This is a genomic window from Halomonas maura (genome assembly GCF_030409305.1).
Lineage (GTDB): Bacteria > Pseudomonadota > Gammaproteobacteria > Pseudomonadales > Halomonadaceae > Halomonas > Halomonas maura.
Window position 1 is genome coordinate 1 of sequence record NZ_JAUFPQ010000016.1, and the last position, 21,015, is coordinate 21,015.

The window sequence follows — 21,015 nt, forward strand, 5'->3', positions numbered from 1 at the left end:
AGGCCAGCGGCAGGCCGGTGACCAGCAGCGCGAAGATCAGCCCCACCAGCAGCAGGGTTCCGTTGGCGATATCCATCAGGCGGTGCCCTCCATGTCATCGGGGTCGGGGGCCGGCTTGCCGCGCAGCGACTGCCTCAGGTGCAGCAGCGCCTGCACGCACATGATCGCCAGGGCCACCAGGATCACGCCCTTCACCAGGGCCGGGATGGGCGGGTTCCAGGCGGTGCCGGAGCGCTCCAGCTGCCACTCGCCCAGCGGGTTGTGGGAGGCCGACCAGAACATGGTGTAGGCGGCGTAGGTCATGCCCAGGCAGAACAGGAAGGTCACCAGGTCATTGAAGCGATCGAGCCACAATCGGGCGCGAGGGCCGACGGCGTCGTAGAGCACCTTGACGCGGATGTGGCGGTCATTGGCCAGGGCCGCGGGGCCACCCAGGGCGAAGCCGACCGCCACCAGCATCACCACGCTCTCGTGGACCCAGGAGGTGGGCGAGCCGAAGGCGTAGCGCATGATGACCTCATAGACGCTGATCGCCATGGCGATGAACACCAGCCAGGCGGCGCCGCGGGCGGCCCGGATCACGCCGCGGTCGAAGACCCCGCGAAGCGGTGCGCCGGCCGCAGGATCATGGGCAGGTTCCGGCTCGCCGGCGGTGGCCGCGGAGAGTTCATCCTCGTCGACGGCGAGGCGCTCGTCGTGATTCTTGGGAGACATGACTCCTCCGGGCGGCGCCCACGGCGCCGCCGATGTCATTGGGAGTTGGGAGAAGGGCGGTGCCGGCCGGGCACCGCCGAGTGGGCCAGAGCCGGGGTTACAGCAGGCTTCGGGATTCCAGGAAGCGGGTGGCCGAGTCGTAGACCTTCTGGGTCATCTCGTTGCGACCGGCCCATTCACGCCATTCCTGTTCGGCGGCCTGGCGGAAGCGCTTGCGCTCCTCGGCGGACAGGTCGTACGGAGTCACATCCGGATTGTCCTTGAGCGCCTGCAGGGTCTCGAGGTCCTGCGCCTTGAGCCGCGCGATCAGGTCGTAGGCCATGCCGTCGAAGGCCGTCTCGAGGGTGGTCTTCAGCTCGTCGGGCAGGCCGTCCCAGATCTCCTTGTTGAGCGACACGGCGATCATCGGCATGGAGTGGAAGCCCGGGTAGAGGGGGTAGGGCGCGAACTCGTGGATCCCCATGGCGTCGTTGTTGGACAGCACCGTGGAGTCGGCGGCGTCGATCACGCCCTTCTCCAGGCCGGTGTAAACCTCCGAGCCCGGCAGGTTGACCGGGGTGGCGCCGATGCGCTCGAAGATGTTGTAGACCATGCCCTGGGGCGCACGGATCTTGAGGCCCTCGAAGTCATCGATGGACTCGATCGGCACGGTGGAGGGAATCGACTCCAGCGGGAAGGTGGCCGCGCTGATCAACTGGGTGCCGTAGGGGTTGGCCAGCTCGTTGTAGAGCGCCTCGCCGCCGCCATACTTCATGTACTCCAGGAAGTCGTAGGGATCGCTCCAGGCGCCGACCAGGTTGCCCAGCATGCCGAAGGCGGGATTCTGGCCCGAGAAGTAGCTGGGGTCGGTCATGTGCCCCTGGAGGATGCCGGAGGACACCGCCTGCAGGGTCTCGGTGGGGCCGACCACCGAGTTGATCGGCAGGATCTCGATATGCACCCGGCCATTGGTCATGGTCTCGATCTTGTCGGCCCACTCCTCCTTGATCTTGAAGCTGGGCTCGCCAGCGGTCTCCGAGGCCTGGAACTTCCACTCGTACTCCGCCGCCTGGGCCGTGGAAAGGCCGAGCATCAGGGCCGTGCCGGTGAGCAGCAGGCTTGGCTTGAGGTGGGGCATCTGCATTCTCCATCGAAGCTGTTGTTGTGTCGTGGTGTCACGGCTGGCAATGCCGTCGTGGAGCTAAATGTTGTACATACGATCTATTTGTTCAACATATACTTTCGTATGTGTCGACTATCCGTCGGCATCGGGCTACCGTCATGGCCAGGCCGCGCCGCCTTCGGGGCGACGCATGTATGGCGATGCACTTGATACAAGCGATAGGCCACGATACGCCAAAGGAGAGATTCCCATGACCGACAGCAAGCGCCGGTTGCGCAGCGCCGAGTGGTTCGGCAGCGCCGACAAGAACGGTTTCATGTACCGCAGCTGGATGAAGAACCAGGGCATCCCCGACCACGAGTTCCAGGGCAAGCCGATCATCGGCATCTGCAACACCTGGTCGGAGCTGACGCCCTGCAACGCCCACTTCCGCAAGATCGCCGAGCACGTCAAGAAGGGCATCCTCGAGGCCGGCGGCTACCCGGTGGAGTTCCCGGTGTTCTCCAACGGCGAGTCCAACCTGCGCCCCACGGCGATGTTCACCCGCAACCTGGCGAGCATGGATGTCGAGGAGGCGATCCGTGGCAATCCGATGGACGCGGTGGTGCTGCTGGTGGGCTGCGACAAGACCACCCCGGCGTTGCTGATGGGGGCGGCGAGCTGCGACCTGCCGACCATCGTGGTGACCGGCGGGCCGATGCTCAACGGCAAGCACGAGGGCCAGGACATCGGTTCGGGCACCGTGGTCTGGCAGCTCTCCGAGCAGGTCAAGGCGGGCAAGATCTCGATCCACGAGTTCATGGCCGCCGAGGCCGGCATGTCGCGCTCGGCGGGGACCTGCAACACCATGGGCACCGCCTCGACCATGGCCTGCATGGCCGAGTCCCTGGGTACCTCGCTGCCCCACAACGCGGCGATCCCGGCAGTGGACTCGCGTCGCTACGTGCTCGCGCACCTGTCCGGCAACCGCATCGTCGAGATGGTCGACGAGGACCTCAGGCTGTCGAAGGTGCTGACCCGTGAGGCCTTCGAGAACGCCATCCGCACCAACGCGGCAATCGGCGGCTCGACCAATGCGGTGATCCATCTCAAGGCCATCGCCGGGCGCATCGGCGTCGACCTGGCGCTCGACGACTGGACCCGCATCGGCCGCGGCACGCCGACCATCGTCGACCTGCAGCCCTCGGGGCGTTTCCTGATGGAGGAGTTCTACTACGCCGGCGGACTGCCGGCGGTACTCAAGCGCCTCGGTGAGGCCGACCGGCTGCCCCACAAGGACGCCCTGACCGTCAACGGCAAGACCCTGTGGGAGAACGTCTGCGAGGCGCCGCTCTACAACGAGGCGGTGATCCGCCCGCTGGACGCTCCATTACGCGCAGATGGTGGGATGTGCGTACTGCGCGGCAACCTGGCCCCGGGCGGGGCGGTGCTCAAGCCCTCGGCGGCGAGCCCCGAGCTGATGCAGCATCGTGGCCGCGCCGTGGTGTTCGAGAACTTCGACGACTACAAGGCGCGCATCAACGACCCGGACCTGGAGGTCGACGCCGACAGCATCCTGGTGATGAAGAACTGCGGGCCGCGCGGCTATCACGGCATGGCCGAGGTCGGCAACATGGGCCTGCCGTCCAAGCTGCTGGAGCAGGGCGTCACCGACATGGTGCGCATCTCCGACGCGCGCATGAGCGGCACCGCCTATGGCACCGTGGTGCTGCATGTGGCACCGGAAGCCGCCGCCGGCGGCCCGCTGGCGGCGGTGCGCAACGGCGACTGGATCGAGCTCGACTGCGACGGCGGCCGGCTGCACCTGGAGGTCGACGAGGCGGAGCTCGCCGCGCGGCTGGCCGAGGGCGACCCCACCGCCGAATCGAAGGAGATCGCCCGCAGCGGCGGCTATCGCCAGCTCTACATCGAGCACGTGCTGCAGGCCGACGAGGGCTGCGACTTCGACTTCCTGGTCGGCAAGCGGGGCGCCGACGTGCCGCGCCACTCGCACTGAGGCCTCGGACGACATGACCGATCGCCCCATGATTGAACGTTCCATGACCCCGGACCGGCTGCGCTCGCGGCAGTGGTTCGACGACCCGGACCACCCCGGCACCACCGCGCTGTGCCTCGAGCGCTACCTGAACCAGGGCATCACCCTGGAGGAGTTGACCGGCGGGCGGCCGATCATCGGCATCTGCCAGTCGGGCTCCGACCTGACGCCCTGCAACCGCCACCACATCGAACTGGTGACGCGGGTCAAGGACGGCATCCGCGCCGCCGGCGGGGTGCCTTTCGAGTTCCCGCTGCACCCTATCCACGAGAACGTGCGCCGCCCCACCGCGGCGCTGGACCGTAACCTGGCCTACCTCGGCCTGGTGGAGGTGCTGCACGGCTACCCGCTGGACGGCGTCGTGCTGACCACCGGCTGCGACAAGACCACCCCGGCCAGCCTGATGGCCGCGGCCACGGTCAATATCCCGGCCATCGTGCTCTCCGGCGGCCCCATGCTCAACGGCTGGCGCGGCGCCGAGCGGGTGGGTTCGGGGACCATCATCTGGGAGCTCAGGAAGCGACTCGCGGCGGGCGACATCGACTACGCCGAGTTCCTGGCGCGGGCCGCCGAGTCGGCGCCCTCGGTAGGGCACTGCAACACCATGGGCACGGCCTCGACCATGAACTCGCTGGCCGAGGCGCTGGGCATGAGCCTGCCCGGCTCGGCGATGATTCCCGGCCCCTACAAGGAGCGTGGCGCGGTCGCCTACCGGACCGGCGAGCGCATCGTCGACATGGTCTGGGAGGATACGCGGCCGAGCGACGTGCTGACCCGCGAGGCGTTCGAGAACGCCGTGGTCACCTGCTCGGCGCTGGGCGGCTCCTCCAACGCGCCGATCCATGTCAACGCCATCGCCCGCCATGCCGGCGTCGCACTCGACAACGACGACTGGCAACGCCTCGGCCACGCGGTACCGCTGCTCGCCAACGTGATGCCGGCCGGGGCCTACCTCGGCGAGGAGTTCCATCGCGCCGGCGGCGTGCCCGCGGTGATGCACGAGCTGCTGGCCGCGGGCCGACTCCACGGCGAGGTGGCCACCGTCAACGGCCGCACACTGGCCGAGAACCTGGCCGGCCGCGAGACGTGCGATGACGAGGTGATCCGCCGTTACACCAACCCGCTGGTCGAGCACGCCGGTTTCCTCAACCTCACAGGCAACCTGTTCGACTCGGCGCTGATGAAGACCAGCGTGATCGCCGCGGACTTTCGCGAGCGCTTCCTCAGCGACCCCGTCGACCCCGACGCCTTCGAGGGCAAGGCGGTGGTGTTCGATGGCTCGGAGGACTATCACGCGCGCATCGATGACCCCGCGCTCGGCATCGACGCCTCGACCATCCTGGTGATGCGCGGCGCCGGCCCGGTGGGCCATCCCGGCGGCGCCGAGGTGGTCAACATGCAGCCGCCGGAGGCCCTGATCCGTGCCGGCATCGAGTCGCTGCCGTGCCTGGGCGACGGCCGCCAGTCCGGCACCTCGGGCTCGCCGTCGATCCTCAACGCCTCGCCGGAGGCCGCCACCGGCGGGCCGCTGGCGCTGCTCGAGAGCGGCGACCGGCTACGCGTGGACCTGGGGCGTGGCGAGGTGCGGCTGCTGGTCGACGATGCCGAGCTGGCCGCCCGCCGTGAGCGTCTGGCGGCCAGCGGCGGCTACGCCTATCCGGACCACCAGACCCCGTGGCAGGAGATCCAGCGCTCGATGGTGGAGCCGCTGGCCCGGGGCATGACGCTGGGGCCGGCGCCCAGGTACCGCGACGTGGCGCGGCGCAGCCCGCCGAGGGATAACCACTGAGACACAGGCGACGACGCCTGGCGAGGCCGTCGGCGTCTCGCTAGACTGCCACGCCCGTGAGGCGCCTGAGTCCCGATCAGGCGCGCTGGACAAGGAGATTCCCATGCCCTCTTTTCGCCTGGGCCTGGTCGGCGTCGGCAAGATCGCCCGCGACCAGCACCTGGCCGCCATTGCCGGCACGCCCGGCCTCGAACTCGTTGCCACGGCGGATCCCCATGCCCGCCTCGACGGTGTCGCCGCCTATCCGTCCCTGGTGGCGATGCTCGATGCCGAACCGAGCCTGGACGGCGTGGCGATCTGCACCCCGGCCCACCTGCGTCACGAACTCGCCACCCTGGCGCTGCGCCACGACAAGGCGGTGCTGCTGGAGAAACCCCCCGGCGCGACCCTGGCCGAGATCGAGGACCTGAAGGCGCTGGCCGCCTCGCGAGGCCAGGTGCTGTTTGCCGCCTGGCACTCGCGGTTCGCGCCGGGGATCGCCACCGCGAGGCAGTGGCTGGCCGGCAAGGTGGTGCGCGGCGTGGCCATCCGCTGGCATGAAGACGTGCGAGTCTGGCACCCCGGCCAGCGCTGGCTCTGGGAAGCCGGTGGCATGGGGGTCTTCGACCCCGGCATCAACGCGCTGTCGATCGCCACCGAGCTGCTGGCGCCGTTCTTCCTGCGACGCGCGACCCTCGAGATCCCGGAGAACTGCCAGACGCCCATCGCCGCGGCCCTGGCGTTCCGCAGCGCCGCCGGGGTCGAGATCGAGGCCGATTTCGACTTCCGGCATGAGGACCCGCCGTGCTGGGAGATGCACATCGACACCGAGCAGGGCGTGTTGTCGCTCGAGAAGGGGGGCGCCCGCCTGGTCATCGACGGCGAGGCGCTGATGGATGAGCCGGAGCGGGAATACCCGGGCGTCTACGCTCACTTCCAGGGCCTGCTCGAGCGTGGCGAGAGCGATATGGACATCGCTCCCCTGCGCCATGTGGCCGACGCCCTGATGCTCGGCCACCGGCATGCCGTGGCGCCGTTCCACGACTAGGACCTTGTGGGCCCCTCAGCGGCTCTCGCGGCGGCGGATCACCTCGCGCAGCTGGGTGGTGAGCGCCGCCGCCCCGGGAGACAGGCGCTTGGCCCTCAGGGTGACCAGGCCGTAGGGCTGCACGTTCACCGGCTGCGGGGTCGGCAGCAGGCAGAAACGCTGCGGGTCGCAGAGCAGCTCGGCCACCTCCCGGGTGGTCACCGTCAGGGTGTCGGAGGCCGCCACCAGGGCCAGCGATACCAGGATATCCGGGGTGTCGACGACCTGCGTGGGGGGCGCCAGGCCGTGATAGCTGAGCAGGTAGTCGAAGCGCTGGCGCATCAGGGCGCCGGGGGGCTGCAGGGACCAGGGGTAGTCGACCATCTCGACCAGCTCGGGGGTGGCCCTGGCCGTCAGCGGATGGCCGTGCCGGCAGATCAGGCTGATGACTTCCTCGCCGATCTCCTCGAAGACGAACTGGCCGTGATCGAAGCCCGCCGGAATGCGACACAGGGCGATGTCGAGATCGCCCTCGAGCAGGCGCGGGATCAACCGCTGGCTGACATCCACGTCGACGTTCACCTTGAGCCCGGGCAGGTCGCCGCGTGTGGCTTCCAGGGCCTGGGACAGCAGGGTGACCGCGGGGTCCATGACCGTGCCCACCGAGACGCGGCCGGCATTGCCGGCGCGCAGGGCGTTGAGCTCGTCTCCGGTCTGCTGCAGCTCCGAGAGCATGCTGCGGGCCCGGCGCACCATGACCTCGCCGTACCAGTTGGGGTCGAGCCCCCGGGCATGGCGGTCGAAGAGCCTGACGTCGAGCCGCGCCTCCAGCTCCGCGAGCAGCTTCGAGGCGGCGGGCTGGCTGATCGCCAGGCTGGCGGCGGCGCGATGCAGGTTGCGATGCTCGTCGAGGGCGGCGAGCAGCTGCAGGTGGCGACACTTGAGTCGCACGTCGAGAAACCAGTCCGGCGCCAGACGGCCGTCATGGGGGGATGACGTCATGGGCATGATAACCATGTGAATATGAGTAGAGCGTCAAGCCAGTATCTGCGGTTACCAGAAGCGGTGTCCAGGCGTGACCCGTCGCCGGCAAGACCGGATGCCGCGATGTCCATCGCAGCGGACTGGCGCAGGAACCCCGGCACTCTCCCGACTCGCCCACTCCCCCGCATTCCCCACGACGATGCTGCCGCCGGGCGTGACCGGCAGGGGGCTTACCGGGTGGCGTTTCTCGACCCGCTGAGTCGGCCGCTCAGCCAGTTCGGCCCGGCGCACCGCATCCCTTGGCCACACACTTTAGTCGCAGCGCTGTCGCCCCCGTCGTCCTGCCCGTGTCCCCGCAGCGCCCCCTTCGTTCAGGTTGATAACCATATGGATATCACTTTGTGCGCCAAATGCTATTGGAGAGTTATGGTTGCCACGGCGTAGGGTGACCATGACCGCGGCGGTTGAAGGGCAGCCGGCGGGATGCACAACAACAACCGAGATCACCACAAGGAGTACGCGATGAGACCCCTTTCACTGCTCGCCAACGTTTCCCTGGGCGCCGGCCTGGCCCTGTCTGCTCCCACCATCGCCCTGGCCCAGGAGGAGGTGACCCTGGGCTTTATCGTCAAGAAGCCCGAGCAGGCCTGGTTCATCAACGAGCAGCAGGCCGCCACCGCCCTCGGCGAGGCGCAGGGCTTCGAGGTGGTGCGCCTGGCCGGCGAGGACGGCCAGCAGGTGCTCAGCGCCATCGACAACCTCAACTCCCAGGGGGCCCAGGGCTTCGTGATCTGCCCGCCTGACGTGCGCCTCGGACCGGCGGTCATGAACCGCGCCAAGCAGTACGGCATGAAGGTGGTCACCGTCGATGACCGCTTCGTCGGCCCCGACGGCGAGCCCATGGCGGGGGTCCCCCACCTGGGCATGTCCGGCTACAAGATCGGCCAGCAGGTGGGCGAGGCCATCGCCACCGAGATGGACGCGCGCGGCTGGAATCCCGAGGAGGTCGCCGCGCTGCGCATCACCAACTACGAGTTGCCCACCGCCAAGGAGCGCACCGACGGTGCCACCGATGCCCTGCTCGAGGCCGGCTTCCCCGAGGGCAATATCTTCGATGCCCCCCAGCAGAACAGCGATACGGCCAGCGCCTTCTCGGCGGCCTCGCCGGTGTTCGCCAAGCGTGGTGACTATGAGCACTGGGTGATCTATGCGCTCAACGAGGAGAGCGTGCTGGGGGGCGTGCGGGCCAGCGAGCAGTATGGTCTGGGTGCCGAGGACGTGATCGGCGTGGGCATCAACGGCTCCGGGGCGGCCTTCGCCGAGTTCTCCCGCGAGGCCCCCACCGGCTTCCACGGCACCGTCGCGGTCAGCTCCACCATGCATGGGCGCCAGACTGCGGAAAACCTCTACGCCTGGGTCAGCGAGGGCGACAAGCCGCAGGCCAACACCGTCACCTCCGGCACCCTGATGACCCGCGATAACTGGCAGGCCGTGCGCGATGAACTCGGCCTCTGATCCCGTCCGCTGAGGAGTCTGCCCCCATGTCAGAACCCTATCTGCGTTTCGACGGCATCAGCGTCGAGTTCCCCGGCGTGCGCGCGTTGGACGGGGTGAGCTTCTCCGCCCATGCCGGCCAGGTGCATGCCCTGATGGGCGAGAACGGCGCCGGCAAGTCGACCCTGCTCAAGGTGCTCAGCGGCGTCAATCGCGTGACCGAGGGCGCCCTGTGGCTGGGCGGCGAGCGTCACGTCTTCGCCAATGCCCGCGAGGCCCTCGCTCAGGGGGTCGCCATCATCTACCAGGAGCTGACGCTGTCGCCCAACCTGTCGGTGGCCGAGAACCTGCTGCTCGGCCAGCTGCCGGCCCGGCATGGCTTCGTCGATCGCCATCGCATGCGCGAGGCGGCCCTGCGCATCCTGCGCGACCTGGGCGAGGATGCCATCCATCCCGCCACCAAGGTACGTGACCTGTCCATCGGCCAGCAGCAGATGATCGAGATCGGCCGCGCCCTGCTGCGCGATGCCAAGGTGATCGCCTTCGACGAGCCCACCAGCAGTCTTTCCGTGCAGGAGACCCGCCAGCTCAAGCGCATCGTCAAGCGCCTGCGTGACGAGGGGCGGGTGGTGCTCTATGTCACCCATCGCATGGAGGAAGTGTTCGAGATGTGCGATGCGCTCACGGTGTTCCGCGACGGCCAGCACATCCGCACCCATGACAGCCTCGACGCCCTGGACCACGACACCCTGGTCAGCGAGATGGTGGGGCGCGACATCGAGGACGTCTACGGCTATCGCGCCCGGGAAGCGGGCGATGAGCTGATGGCCATCGATGCCATCGATGGCCCGGGACTGAGCGAGCCGGTCAGCTTCAGCGTCCGGCGCGGCGAGGTGTTCGGGCTGTTCGGCCTGGTCGGCGCCGGGCGCAGCGAGCTGATGCGGCTGGTCTGCGGCGTCGAGCGGCCGCGCGGTGGCGAGGTGCGCTTCGCCGGCACGCCGCGGCGGTTCCGCACGCCCGGCGAGGCGATCCGCGCCGGCATCGCCATGTGCCCGGAGGACCGCAAGTCCCAGGGCATCTTTCCCATCGCCAGCGTCACCGACAACCTCAACGTCAGCTGCCGGCGCTTCTACAAGCGCTGGGGGCTGTTCCGCCAGCCGGCACGGGAGCTGGCCAACACCCGCGATTACATCGAGCGGCTGAGCATCAAGACGCCGGGACCGCGGACCCGCATCAGCACCCTGTCCGGCGGCAACCAGCAGAAGGTGATCCTGGCCCGCTGGCTGTCCGAGGAGATCGAGCTGTTCGTCATGGACGAACCGACCCGCGGCATCGACGTCGGTGCCCGGCGCGACATCTACACCCTGCTCTACGACCTGGCCGACCAGGGCAAGAGCGTGGTGGTGATCTCCAGCGACCTGGCCGAGGTCAGCTCGATCTGCGACCGCATCGGGGTGATGCGCGACGGCGCCCTGGTCGACGTGGTGGAACGCGACGAGGCCACGCCGGAGCGCCTGCTGGGCCTGGCGCTGCCCGCCTGAACGACATCGCCTGACACCACAACAACTGCGAGAGAGAATCCTATGAATACGCAAGAGATCGCCCAGGGCGAGGGCGCCGCTGCGGCCCGGCCCGAGGGCCGCCAGGGGCTCACCAAGCCGCTGCGTACCCTGCTCGACACCTCGGGGCTGATCGCCATCTTCCTGGTGCTGTTCGTGGCCCTGTCGGTGTTCATCCCCGACTTCCTGACCGGCCGCAACATGGTCGGGCTGCTGCTCTCGGTGACGCTGATCGGCACCATCGCCACCACCATGATGCTGGTGCTGGCGCTGGGCGAGGTGGACCTCTCGGTGGCCTCCATCGTGGCCTTCGCCGGGGTGGTCGCCGCGGTGGCCACCTCGGCCTCGGGCAGCGTGATCATCGGCGTGCTCGGCGGGGTGGTCGCCGGCGGCGCCGTGGGGGCCTTCAACGGCTTCGTGGTGGCGCGCTTCGGCATCAACTCGCTGATTGCCACCCTGGCGGCCATGGAGTTCGTGCGCGGCCTGGCCTACATCACCTCCGGCGGCGATGCGGTGATGATCACCGTGCCGGCCTTCTTCGAGCTGGGCAGCGCCTCCTTCCTGGGGCTCACCCTGCCGGTGTGGACCATGATCGCCTGCTTCGTGATCTTCGGCGTGCTGCTCAACATGACCGCCTTCGGCCGCAACGTCCTGGCCACCGGCGGCAACGCCGAGGCTGCGGCCCTGGCGGGGGTCAACGTGCGCCGCCTGAAGATCATCGTCTTCGGCCTGCAGGGCGTGGTTGCCGGCATCGCCGGGGTGCTGCTGACCTCGCGCATGGGCCTCGGCGACCCCAATACCGCGCTGGGCCTGGAGCTCGCCGTGATCTCGGCCTGTGTGCTGGGCGGCGTGGCGCTGTCCGGCGGCATCGCCTCGATCACCGGGGTGTTGGTGGGCGTGCTGATCATGGGCTGCGTGCAGAACGCCATGGGCCTGCTCAACGTGCCGACCTTCTACCAGTACCTGGTGCGCGGCGCCATCCTGTTGCTGGCGGTGATGTTCGACCGCTGGAAGCAGACCCGTCGTTCACGAGCCTAGTCAGCCGCTGCCCCTCGAGGCGCGATCGGCTCCCATGCTGCGGTATGGGGCCGATCGAACGTCTGGCATACCCGATCAGGAGTCCAACCATGGCGGAACCCGTGTCCCGCGAGGTCGACGTCGCGCTCGCCCTCGACATGCACCTCGGTGAGAGCCCCGTCTGGTCGGTGGCCCGGCAGACCCTCTACTGGGTGGACATCACCCCTGGCCATGTCTACGCCTGGCGCCCCGGGGGCGACGCGGCGCCGGTCCGACACGATCTCGGCAGTAGCGTGGGATGCGTGGCCCTTACCGAGGAGGGGCTGTGGGCCGCCACGTCCCCGGGGCCGACACGGCTTCGTCTGCCCTCGGGAGAGCGCCGGGCCACCGCCGTCGCCAACCCGGAGTGGGACCGCGGTCGCGGCCATCGCTTCAACGACGGCCGTGTCGACCCGGCCGGGCGGTGGCTGGTCGGCACCCTGGCCGCCGGGGCGGGGCACGCCGCCCTCTATCGGCTGGAGAACGGGGAACTCGCGCCGCTGATCGAGGGAATCACGATCAGCAATGGCCTGGCCTTCAGTCCCGACGGGCGCTGGCTCTATCACGCCGATTCGCCCCGCCGGCGGGTCAGGCGCCACGCCTATGCGCCACACACCGGCGAGCTGGGCGAGGGCGAGACCTGGGTCGATCTCGCCAGCCTGGGTCTTCCCGGCGTGCCGGACGGTGCCGCCGTGGACGTCGAGGGGCACTACTGGTGTGCCCTCTACGGCGGGGGGCGGGTCGTGCGGTTCTCGCCGCAGGGGGAGCCCGTCGCCGAGGTCGTGCTGCCGTGCCCGGCTCCCACCATGGTGGCCTTCGGCGGCGCGGCGCTGACCACGCTCTATATCACCACGGCGACCCAGGACATGGACATGCCGGCCCGGCGGCGCTCGCCGCTGGCCGGCAGCCTGCTGGCACTCGAGGTGACGACGCCGGGACTGGCGGAGCCGGTGCTGGCCGCATTGCCCTGAGGCCGATCGGGGGCAAGGGCGTGGCCGGTCAGGCCGGCTTCGGTGGCAGGTCCAGCTGACTGCCCAGGATGGCGTCGCCGGGGGCGATGCCCAGGGCGTCGGCGGTCCCCGCCAGGACGGCCTGGGCGGCGCGAAAGGCGGCGGCCGGGCGCCGGGCGCGAATGGCCTCCATCAGGTCGCGGTGGCGCTCCAGGCTGGCTTCCGGGTCGGTCGCGCTCTCGTTGGACATCTCGATCAGCATATGGATCGAGGGGCGCAGGATATGCGAGAGCTGGGCCCAGACGATGTTGTGGGTGGCCCGGAAGATGGCGACATGGAAGGCGATGTCGTAGTCGCTGTGCAGGCGCTTGGCATCCTGCCCGGAGCGATGCATCTCGCGCTCCATGCCCTCGAAGGCCTCCTCGATGGCGACCAGGTCCCGGGCGTTGGCGCGCCGGGCGGCGGTCATGCCCACGTAGGGCTCCACGTCGAGGCGAAAGGCCAGGATCTCGCGCTGGATCTCCGGGTTGGGGGCGGCGTAGCGGGTCATCCAGTCGGTGACCAGGGGGTCGAGGATGTTCCAGGCGTCGTACTCGCGCACCTTGGAGCCGTGCCCGGAGATGCGTTCGATGATGCCGACGTCGACCAGTTGACGCAGGTCGCTGCGCACCGCCGAGCGGTTGATCGCGAACCGCTCGGCGAGATCCACTTCCTTGGGCACGAAATCCCCGGGCTGGTAACGGCCGGAGAAGATCTCCCGGGCGAGGTGATCGGCGATGCTGGGGCGGGCGGTGTCCTGGCGGGAGCGAGTCGACAAGGCGGGTCTCCACGAAATAACCACGATGCTAGCCTATGTTCAACATACAGACAATGGCTGGTGATGGCGTGAGGCAAAGGGACCGGCTCATGGCCGGCTCGGCTGGCCGTGGCAGGATCAGGGGTAGCGGCCCGTTCGGCGATTCTCGACCAGCACCTCGAGGATGGCGTTGGCCTCGCGCATGATCGGGGAGGGCGGCTCGCCGCGGCGCCGGCTGCACAGGATCGGGATGGTGATGTGGGTCTCCGCCAGGTAGACATAGTTGATCCCGTCGCGCTGCAGCCGGCGAACCTGCTCGGGCACCAGGGTGATGCCCAGGTCCGAGGCTACCAGCCCCAGGGCGGTCTGCATCTCGTTGGCCTCCTGGGCGACCTGCACCCGCAGGCCGCGGCGGCGGAACATGCCGAGCACGGTGTCCGCCATGCTCGGTCGCGGCGTGGCCGGGAACAGGATCAGCGGATACTCGGCCAGCTGCGCCATGGTCGGCGTGGTGCCCTCCAGCGGGTGGCCGTTGGGCAGCGCCGCCATCATCGGCTCCTCGAACAGCACCTCCTGCTCCACGTCGGGGTCGTCGATGCGCAGCCGGCCGAAACCGATATCGATGCGGCCGGCCTTGAGCGCCTGGATCTGCTCCACCGTGGTCAGCTCGGCGAGGGTCAGCTCGACATCCTCCTTTTGTCGCAGGCCGCGCACCAGCAGCGGGAGCTGACCGTAGAACACCGACGGCACGAAGCCGATGCCGAACAGCTGGCGCTTGCTGCGGGCGATGCGGCGGGTCCCCGCGACGGTGGTGTCGACCTTTTCCAGTATCTGCAGGGTATGCTCATGAAAGAACTGGCCCGCCGGGGTGAGGGTCAGTCCCCGGGGGCTGCGCTCGAACAGTCGGGTGCCGATTTCCTCTTCCAACTGATTGATCTGCCTTGTTAAAGGCGGTTGCGACATGTGCAGCCGGGCGGCCGCCCGGGTCATGTTCAGTTCCTCGGCCGCCACGCAGAAGTAGCGCAGGTGACGAAGCTCCATGATACCTCCAGGGTATGGATAGCCACCAAAACCATATTGGTTCCTCTCCCCGGGCGCAATCAAACTGCCCAGCATTCCTTCAGTTCGTAGCCCGGGAGCCTTCATGTCCGCCTTGATCGAATCCATCGAGACGCTGCTGGTCGACCTGCCGACCATCCGCCCCCACAAGCTCTCCATGACCACCATGGCCCGCCAGACGATGGTCATCGTGCGCATGCGCCACAGCGACGGCGTGGAGGGCCTGGGCGAGGGCACCACCATCGGCGGCCTGGCCTACGGTCCCGAGAGCCCGGAGAGCATCAAGCGCAATATCGACGCCTACCTGGCGCCGCTGCTGATCGGCCAGCCCGCCGACAACCTCAACGCCCTGCGCGCCCGGATGGCCCGCCATACCCGCGGCAACATGATCGCCAAGTCGGCGCTGGAGACCGCGCTGCTCGACGCCCGGGGCAAGCGCCTGGGGCTGTCGGTGGCCGAGCTGCTGGGCGGCGCGCGCCACGCGCATCTGCCGGTGCTGTGGACGCTGGCCTCGGGGGATACCGACAAGGACATCGACGAGGCCTTCCAGCGCCTCGACGATCGTCGCCACTGTGACTTCAAGCTGAAGATCGGCGCCCGTGACCTGGACGAGGACGTGCGGCACGTCGCGGCCATCAAGGCGGCGCTGGGTGACCGGGCGAGCGTGCGGGTCGACGTCAACCAGGCCTGGGACGAGGCCACCGCGGTGCGGGGCATCGCGGCCCTGCAGGATGCCGGCATCGAACTGATCGAGCAGCCGATTCCCGCCCGCGAGCATGCTGGCCTGGTGCGCCTGGCCAACCGCTTCCGGGTGCCGATGCTGGCCGACGAGGCGGTGGCCGACGCCCGCGACGGCCTCGACCTGGCGGCGCGCGGCTTCAGTGGCGCCTTCGCGCTGAAGATTGCCAAGTCCGGCGGGCCAGTGGCGGCGCTGGAGCTGGCGCATCTGGCCCAGACCGCCGGGATCGGCCTGTATGGCGGCACCCTGCTCGAGGGCACCCTCGGCACCGCCGCGTCCCTGCATGCCTGGTCGACGCTCGGCGAGCTGGCCTGGGGCACCGAGATGTTCGGCCCGCTGCTGCTCGAGGACGACATCGTCGCCGAGCCGCTGCGTTACCACGCGTTCGGCGTCGACCTGCCGGCCGGCCCCGGCCTCGGCATCGCCCTCGACGAGGACAGGCTCGCCCACTATTCGCGCAAGTAAGCGTCCAGACCCCGATTCGGAGGAGGAGAGACATGCTGTTTCAAGTGGAAATGACCGTGAAGCTGCCGCCCGACATGCCGGCCGAGCGGGCCGCCGAGATCAAGGCGACCGAGAAGGCCTATTCCCAGGAGCTGCAACGTGCCGGCAAGTGGCGCCACCTGTGGCGGGTCGCCGGCAGCTACGCCAACGTCAGCATCTTCGACGTGCAGGACAACTCCGAACTGCAGGAGATCGTCTCGAACCTCCCGCTCTTTCCGTACATGGAGATCCACGTCACCCCGCTGTGTCGCCACCCCTCGTCGGTCCGCGACGACGACAGCTGACTCGACGCCCGAGTCCATCAGATACAACAACACGAGGATGCCAGCATGACCGTAAAGATTTTCGATACCCCCGAGGTCCAGGACTTCCTGAACACCGTCGCCGGCTTCGACCAGCAAGGCGGCAACGAGCGCGGCAAGCAGATCCTGCACCGCCTGCTCTCCGACCTCTATCGGCTGATCGACGACTATGACGTCACCCCGGAGGAGTTCTGGAACGCCGTCAGCCTGCTCAACGCTCTGGGCCATGGCACCCAGTTCGGCCTGCTGGCCCCGGGGCTCGGCTTCGACCACTACCTGGACATGCGCATGGATGCCGAGGACGAGGCGCGTGGCCTGGCCGGCGGGACCCCGCGCACCATCGAGGGTCCGCTCTACGTGGCCGGGGCTCCCGAGGTTCAGGGTCGGGGCCGCATGGATGACGGGCGCGACAGCGACGGCGAGACCATGTGGTTGACCGGCCAGGTGCGTGACACCGACGGCAACCCGGTCGCCGGGGCCAGGGTCGAGGTGTGGCACGCCAACTCCAAGGGCGGCTACTCCTTCTTCGATCCGACCCAGAGCGAGTACAACCTGCGGCGCAGCATCATCACCGACAGCGAGGGACGCTACGCGGTGCGCAGCATCATTCCCTCCGGTTACGGCTGCCCGCCGGACAGCCCGACCCAGCAGGTGCTCGACCTGCTCGGCCGCCACGGCCAGCGCCCGGCGCATATCCACTACTTCATCTCGGCGCCGGGCTACAAGCACCTGACCACCCAGATCAACCTGGCCGGCGACCCCTACACCTTCGATGACTTCGCCTACGCCACCCGCGAGGAGCTGGTGGTCCCGGCGAACCGCATCGAGGATCGGGACGAGATCGCCAGGCGCGAGCTGGATGGCCCCTTCTCCGAGGTGACCTTCGATATCGAGCTGGCCAAAACCGACGACCCCGAGCTGCAGCATCGCCACAAGCGGCCGCGCGCCAAGGAAGACGAGCAGGATCAGGCCAGCCAGCTGGCCGGCACGGCCAAGGTGTAACCGAGGCCCGTCTCAACCCGACGCCCAGGCAGGCCCGTGAGCCGGGCCTGCCGGACACCAGAACACAAGACCGAGGATCTGGATCATGACCACCAAGCTTGATCGTCTCGAACAACGCGTCCGCGGTGCCGTCGTCGACGACGCCGAGGCCGGTATCTTCCGCGCCCATCGCAGCATCTTCACCGATCCCGAGTTCTTCGAGCTCGAGATGAAGCACATCTTCGAGGGCAACTGGCTGTTCCTGGCCCACGAGAGCCAGATCAGTGAGCCGGGCGACTACATGACCGTGACCCTGGGCCGCCAACCGGTGATCATCACCCGCGACAAGGCCGGCGAGCTGCATGCCCTGATCAACGCCTGTGCCCACCGCGGCGCCACCCTGTGCCGCAAGAAGCGGGGCAACAAGGGCACCTTCACCTGCCCGTTCCACGGCTGGACCTTCAAGAACGACGGCAAGCTGCTCAAGGCCAAGAACGAGAAGACCGGTGCCTATCCGGAGGGCTTCAAGCAAGAAGGGTCCCACGACCTCAAGCGGCTGCCGACGTTCGAGAACTACAAGGGCTTCCTGTTCGGCAGCCTGAGCGCCGACGTGATGCCGCTGGCGGAGTACCTGGGCGAGACCACCAAGGTGATCGACAACATCGTCGACCAGGCCCCGCAAGGCCTGGAGATCCTGCGTGGCACCTCCTCCTACACCTATACCGGCAACTGGAAGCTGCAGGCCGAGAACGGCGCCGACGGCTATCACGTCAGCACCGTGCACTGGAACTACGCCTCGACCATGGACCGTCGCAACTACGACGCCGGCGGCACCCAGGCGGTGGATGCCGATGGCTGGTCGAAGAGCCAGGGCGGCTTCTACTCCTATGAGAACGGCCACATGATGCTGTGGACGCGACTGCTCAACCCGGAGGTGCGCCCCGTCTACAGCCGCAAGGACGAGATCGAGGCCGAACTGGGCGAGGCCCGGGCCGATTCCATCGTCAACCAGACCCGCAATCTCTGTCTCTATCCCAACGTCTACCTGATGGACCAGTTCTCCACCCAGATCCGGGTCTTTCGCCCGCTGGCCGTGGACAAGACCGAGGTGACCATCTACTGCTTCGCGCCCAAGGGCGAGTCGGCGGAGAACCGCCGCGTGCGCATCCGCCAGTACGAGGACTTCTTCAACGTCTCGGGCATGGGCACGCCGGACGACCTGGAGGAATTCCGCGCCTGCCACAACGGCTACCACGGCGAGCTGGCCGAATGGAACGACCTGTCGCGTGGCGCCAAGCAGTGGATCGAGGGGGCCGACGACAACGCCAAGGCGATCGACATGCAGCCGCTGCTGAGCGGGGCATCCCCGGAGGACGAGGGCCTCTACGTGCTGCACCACCAGCACTGGATCGAGGAGATGCTGCGCGCCATCGACAAGGAACGCAGCCAATACATCGCCACCGCGACCGCCTAAGCGCCCAGCGACCGTGAAGAGGGGAGAGAGACCATGAGCAGCAACTATCAGGATATTCAGGCCTTCATCCATCGCGAGGCGCGCCTGCTCGACGACCGCCAGTGGGACGAGTGGCTCGAGTGCTACCGCCAGGACGCGGTGTTCTGGATGCCGGCCTGGGACGACGACGACCGACTGACCGAGGACCCGCAGAGCGAGATCTCGCTGATCTACTACCCGAGCCGCGAGGGGCTCGAGGACCGTGTCTACCGGATCAAGACCGAGCGCTCCGGGGCCACCAGCATTCCCGAGCCGCGCACCACGCACCTGATCAGCAACCTGGAGGTGCTGGGGCAGGAGGGCGACGAGGTGAAGCTGCGCTTCAACTGGCACACCCTCAGCCACCGCTACCAGCAGACCAACCAGTACTTCGGGACGTCCTTCTACACCCTGGACGTGTCCGGCGAGACACCGCTGATCACCGACAAGAAGGTGGTGCTGAACAACGACTACATCCACCAGGTCATCGACGTCTATCACATCTGATGACGCCGGGGCCGGGACAAGCACCGGCCCCCGACACCGGTGCGGAGGAGAACGACCATGAGCTATACCATTGCCCTCAACTTCGAAGACGGCGTCACCCGATTCATCGGCTGCAAGGCAGGAGAGACGGTCCTCGACGCGGCCTACCGGCAGAAGGTCAACCTGCCCATGGACTGCTCCGATGGCGTCTGTGGCACCTGCAAGGGCCACTGCGAGCAGGGTGAATTCGACATGGGCGACGAGTACCTGGAGGAAGCGCTCTCCGACGAGGAGGCCGCCGAAGGCCGGGTGCTGACCTGCCAGATGGTGCCGTCCACCGACTGTGTCATCCAGGTGCCGGTGGCCTCTACCCTGTGCAAGGCCGCGGTGGGCAAGGTCGAAGGCACCGTGGCCATGGTCGAGCAACTCTCCGAGGATAGCATCGAGCTGGCCATCGACCTCGATGACGGCGCCGAGCTGGCCTTCCTGCCCGGCCAGTACATCCATATCGACGTGCCGGGCACCGCCGAGCATCGCTCCTACTCCTTCAGCTCCAAACCGGGCGAGTCGCGGACGACCTTCCTGATCCGCAACGTCCCCAACGGCCTGATGAGCGGCTACCTCACCGACCAGTGCAAGGTCGGCGAGCGCCTCTCCCTGACCGGGCCGATGGGCAACTTCTACCTGCGCGAGATCACCCGCCCGGTGCTGATGCTGGCCGGCGGCACCGGACTCGCCCCCTTCCTCTCGATGCTCGAGCAGCTGGCCCAGAAACAGGAAGACGGGCAGGGCGGCGAGGCACCGGTGCACCTGATCTACGGCGTCAACAAGGACGACCACCTGGTCAAGACCGAGGCCCTGGAGGCCCTCAAGGAGCGCCTGCCGACCTTCAGCTACGCCACCGTGGTGGTGGACGAGGGCAGCGACCATCCGCGCAAGGGCTACGTCACCCATCACATGGACGCCGAGGTCCTGCACGACGGCGACATCGACGTCTACCTGTGCGGGCCGCCGCCCATGGTCGATGCCGTGCTCAAGCACTTCGATACGCAGGGCATCGCCCCGCAGAGCTTCCATTACGAGAAGTTCACCCCCAACCAGGCACCCGGGGAGGCCGCATGAGCCGCCAACGTTTCGACGACCAGGTGATGGTGATCACCGGCGCCGCCCAGGGCATCGGCCGGCGTGTCGCCGAGCGCGCCGCCGCCGAGGGGGCTCGCCTGGCCCTGGTGGATCGTGCCGACTACGTGAAGGAAGTGGTGGCCGGGCTCGAGGCGCAGGGCGTGGAGGCGATCGCCCTGCAGGCCGACCTGGAGACCTGGGAGGGGGCCGAGGACGTCATGAGCCGGACCGTCGCGCATTTCGGCCGCATCGATATCCTGATCAACAACGTGGGCGGGGCGATCAACTTCAAGCCGTTCACCGAGTTCAGCGATACCGAGATCTCGGCCGAGATCACCCGTTCGCTGATGCCGACCCTGTGGTGCTGCCGGGCGGCTCTGCCCGCCATGGTGGAGCAGGGCAGCGGCGTCATCGTCAACGTGTCCTCGGCGGCCACCCGCGGTATCCACCGGATTCCCTACTCGGCGGCCAAGGGCGGCGTCAACGCCATGACGGCGTCGCTGGCCTTCGAGTATGCCGAGCATGGCATTCGCGTGGTGGCCACGGCACCGGGGGGGACCGAGGCGCCACCGCGGCGGATCTCGCGCGGCACGCCGGAGCCCCGCAACGAAACGGAGCAGGCCTGGTTCCAGGCGCATATCGACCAGACCAAGGCGAGCTGCCTGATGGGGCGCTACGGCACCCTGGACGAGATGGCCGCGCCGATCCTGTTCCTCGCCTGCCGTGATGCCAGCTACATCACCGGCACGGTGGTGCCGGTGGCCGGTGGTGACCCGGGCTAGCCGGCCGATGGCCCGCCCGCCCCGGGCGCTCTCCTGACTTCCAACGACAATAACCCCTGGAGC

General features: G+C 68.2%; 19 protein-coding genes. 14 read left to right on the forward strand and 5 right to left on the reverse strand.

Annotated elements, in window-relative coordinates:
• Positions 1 to 75: 75 nt before the first annotated feature.
• Entirely contained in the window at positions 76 to 714 is a 639-nt protein-coding gene (locus QWY76_RS09235; RefSeq protein ID WP_290310867.1) for a TRAP transporter small permease subunit, read from the reverse strand.
• Positions 715 to 811: 97 nt separating this feature from the next.
• Positions 812 to 1,831 (reverse strand): TRAP transporter substrate-binding protein, encoded by a 1,020-nt coding sequence (locus tag QWY76_RS09240; protein WP_290310868.1) that lies wholly within the window; start codon positions 1,829 to 1,831, stop codon positions 812 to 814.
• A 235-nt stretch (positions 1,832 to 2,066) separates the two neighbouring features.
• On the opposite strand from QWY76_RS09240, the gene QWY76_RS09245 reads away from it, so the two are divergent.
• The 3 genes from QWY76_RS09245 (at position 2,067) to QWY76_RS09255 (ending at position 6,667) form a co-directional block, all read left to right on the forward strand.
• A complete protein-coding gene (locus QWY76_RS09245; protein ID WP_290310869.1) occupies positions 2,067 to 3,812 on the forward strand; it encodes an IlvD/Edd family dehydratase in 1,746 nt (581 codons plus the stop codon).
• Positions 3,813 to 3,840: 28 nt separating this feature from the next.
• Positions 3,841 to 5,640 carry an IlvD/Edd family dehydratase gene (locus tag QWY76_RS09250; RefSeq protein WP_290310870.1) on the forward strand — a complete coding sequence of 600 codons (1,800 nt, stop codon included), beginning with the start codon at positions 3,841 to 3,843 and terminating at the stop codon, positions 5,638 to 5,640.
• A 103-nt stretch (positions 5,641 to 5,743) separates the two neighbouring features.
• Positions 5,744 to 6,667, forward strand: coding sequence for a Gfo/Idh/MocA family protein (locus QWY76_RS09255; protein WP_290310871.1), 924 nt, complete (start codon positions 5,744 to 5,746; stop codon positions 6,665 to 6,667).
• Between the two features lie 15 nt (positions 6,668 to 6,682).
• On the opposite strand, the gene QWY76_RS09260 is transcribed toward QWY76_RS09255, so the two are convergent.
• Entirely contained in the window at positions 6,683 to 7,648 is a 966-nt protein-coding gene (locus QWY76_RS09260) for a LysR family transcriptional regulator (protein ID WP_290310872.1), read from the reverse strand.
• Between the two features lie 504 nt (positions 7,649 to 8,152).
• Here QWY76_RS09260 and QWY76_RS09265 point away from each other — a divergent pair.
• From QWY76_RS09265 to QWY76_RS09280, 4 genes are all read left to right on the forward strand, one after another.
• Positions 8,153 to 9,145, forward strand: coding sequence for an arabinose ABC transporter substrate-binding protein (locus QWY76_RS09265; RefSeq protein WP_290310874.1), 993 nt, complete (start codon positions 8,153 to 8,155; stop codon positions 9,143 to 9,145).
• 26 nt (positions 9,146 to 9,171) lie between these two features.
• Positions 9,172 to 10,665 (forward strand): L-arabinose ABC transporter ATP-binding protein AraG, encoded by a 1,494-nt coding sequence (gene araG, locus QWY76_RS09270; RefSeq protein WP_290310875.1) that lies wholly within the window; start codon positions 9,172 to 9,174, stop codon positions 10,663 to 10,665.
• Between the two features lie 42 nt (positions 10,666 to 10,707).
• On the forward strand, positions 10,708 to 11,721 hold the full coding sequence (gene araH, locus QWY76_RS09275; protein ID WP_290310877.1) for an L-arabinose ABC transporter permease AraH: 1,014 nt from the start codon (positions 10,708 to 10,710) through the stop codon (positions 11,719 to 11,721).
• A gap of 89 nt (positions 11,722 to 11,810) precedes the next feature.
• Positions 11,811 to 12,710, forward strand: coding sequence for an SMP-30/gluconolactonase/LRE family protein (locus QWY76_RS09280; protein WP_290310878.1), 900 nt, complete (start codon positions 11,811 to 11,813; stop codon positions 12,708 to 12,710).
• Positions 12,711 to 12,738: 28 nt separating this feature from the next.
• Here QWY76_RS09280 and QWY76_RS09285 read toward each other — a convergent pair whose 3' ends face one another.
• Together QWY76_RS09285 and QWY76_RS09290 are read right to left on the reverse strand one after the other, a co-directional pair.
• Entirely contained in the window at positions 12,739 to 13,506 is a 768-nt protein-coding gene (locus tag QWY76_RS09285) for a FadR/GntR family transcriptional regulator (RefSeq protein WP_290310879.1), read from the reverse strand.
• Between the two features lie 117 nt (positions 13,507 to 13,623).
• The gene (locus QWY76_RS09290; protein ID WP_290310880.1) at positions 13,624 to 14,526 is read right to left on the reverse strand and encodes a LysR family transcriptional regulator; all 903 of its coding nucleotides are present in this window, start codon (positions 14,524 to 14,526) and stop codon (positions 13,624 to 13,626) included.
• Between the two features lie 103 nt (positions 14,527 to 14,629).
• Between QWY76_RS09290 and QWY76_RS09295 the strand changes: the two genes are divergently transcribed.
• The 7 genes from QWY76_RS09295 (at position 14,630) to benD (ending at position 20,952) form a co-directional block, all read left to right on the forward strand.
• A complete protein-coding gene (locus QWY76_RS09295) occupies positions 14,630 to 15,748 on the forward strand; it encodes a muconate cycloisomerase family protein (protein ID WP_290310881.1) in 1,119 nt (372 codons plus the stop codon).
• A 32-nt stretch (positions 15,749 to 15,780) separates the two neighbouring features.
• A complete protein-coding gene (gene catC, locus QWY76_RS09300; protein ID WP_290310882.1) occupies positions 15,781 to 16,071 on the forward strand; it encodes a muconolactone Delta-isomerase in 291 nt (96 codons plus the stop codon).
• 45 nt (positions 16,072 to 16,116) lie between these two features.
• Complete coding sequence (gene catA / locus QWY76_RS09305) at positions 16,117 to 17,091, forward strand: catechol 1,2-dioxygenase (protein WP_290310883.1); 975 nt, start codon at positions 16,117 to 16,119, stop codon at positions 17,089 to 17,091.
• An 85-nt stretch (positions 17,092 to 17,176) separates the two neighbouring features.
• Positions 17,177 to 18,544 carry a Rieske 2Fe-2S domain-containing protein gene (locus tag QWY76_RS09310; protein ID WP_290310884.1) on the forward strand — a complete coding sequence of 456 codons (1,368 nt, stop codon included), beginning with the start codon at positions 17,177 to 17,179 and terminating at the stop codon, positions 18,542 to 18,544.
• Positions 18,545 to 18,577: 33 nt separating this feature from the next.
• Positions 18,578 to 19,069: a benzoate 1,2-dioxygenase small subunit gene (gene benB / locus QWY76_RS09315; RefSeq protein WP_290310885.1), complete on the forward strand. Its 492-nt coding sequence runs from the start codon at positions 18,578 to 18,580 to the stop codon at positions 19,067 to 19,069.
• Positions 19,070 to 19,126: 57 nt separating this feature from the next.
• Positions 19,127 to 20,170, forward strand: a complete 1,044-nt coding sequence (benC, locus tag QWY76_RS09320; protein ID WP_290310886.1) for a benzoate 1,2-dioxygenase electron transfer component BenC — start codon at positions 19,127 to 19,129, stop codon at positions 20,168 to 20,170.
• Positions 20,167 to 20,952, forward strand: a complete 786-nt coding sequence (gene benD, locus QWY76_RS09325; protein ID WP_290310888.1) for a benzoate diol dehydrogenase BenD — start codon at positions 20,167 to 20,169, stop codon at positions 20,950 to 20,952. The genes benC and benD overlap by 4 nt, the downstream gene beginning before the upstream one ends.
• Positions 20,953 to 21,015 lie beyond the last annotated feature (63 nt).

Coding starts and splice junctions, on each gene's coding strand:
- QWY76_RS09235 (WP_290310867.1), bottom strand. CDS start 714: ATGTCTCCCAAGAATCACGACGAGCGCCTCGCCGTCGACGAGGATGAA.
- QWY76_RS09290 (WP_290310880.1), bottom strand. CDS start 14,526: ATGGAGCTTCGTCACCTGCGCTACTTCTGCGTGGCGGCCGAGGAACTG.
- catA (WP_290310883.1), top strand. CDS start 16,117: ATGACCGTAAAGATTTTCGATACCCCCGAGGTCCAGGACTTCCTGAAC.
- benD (WP_290310888.1), top strand. CDS start 20,167: ATGAGCCGCCAACGTTTCGACGACCAGGTGATGGTGATCACCGGCGCC.
- QWY76_RS09240 (WP_290310868.1), bottom strand. CDS start 1,831: ATGCCCCACCTCAAGCCAAGCCTGCTGCTCACCGGCACGGCCCTGATG.
- QWY76_RS09255 (WP_290310871.1), top strand. CDS start 5,744: ATGCCCTCTTTTCGCCTGGGCCTGGTCGGCGTCGGCAAGATCGCCCGC.
- araG (WP_290310875.1), top strand. CDS start 9,172: ATGTCAGAACCCTATCTGCGTTTCGACGGCATCAGCGTCGAGTTCCCC.
- catC (WP_290310882.1), top strand. CDS start 15,781: ATGCTGTTTCAAGTGGAAATGACCGTGAAGCTGCCGCCCGACATGCCG.
- araH (WP_290310877.1), top strand. CDS start 10,708: ATGAATACGCAAGAGATCGCCCAGGGCGAGGGCGCCGCTGCGGCCCGG.
- QWY76_RS09265 (WP_290310874.1), top strand. CDS start 8,153: ATGAGACCCCTTTCACTGCTCGCCAACGTTTCCCTGGGCGCCGGCCTG.
- QWY76_RS09295 (WP_290310881.1), top strand. CDS start 14,630: ATGTCCGCCTTGATCGAATCCATCGAGACGCTGCTGGTCGACCTGCCG.
- QWY76_RS09245 (WP_290310869.1), top strand. CDS start 2,067: ATGACCGACAGCAAGCGCCGGTTGCGCAGCGCCGAGTGGTTCGGCAGC.
- QWY76_RS09250 (WP_290310870.1), top strand. CDS start 3,841: ATGATTGAACGTTCCATGACCCCGGACCGGCTGCGCTCGCGGCAGTGG.
- QWY76_RS09280 (WP_290310878.1), top strand. CDS start 11,811: ATGGCGGAACCCGTGTCCCGCGAGGTCGACGTCGCGCTCGCCCTCGAC.
- benC (WP_290310886.1), top strand. CDS start 19,127: ATGAGCTATACCATTGCCCTCAACTTCGAAGACGGCGTCACCCGATTC.
- benB (WP_290310885.1), top strand. CDS start 18,578: ATGAGCAGCAACTATCAGGATATTCAGGCCTTCATCCATCGCGAGGCG.
- QWY76_RS09260 (WP_290310872.1), bottom strand. CDS start 7,648: ATGACGTCATCCCCCCATGACGGCCGTCTGGCGCCGGACTGGTTTCTC.
- QWY76_RS09310 (WP_290310884.1), top strand. CDS start 17,177: ATGACCACCAAGCTTGATCGTCTCGAACAACGCGTCCGCGGTGCCGTC.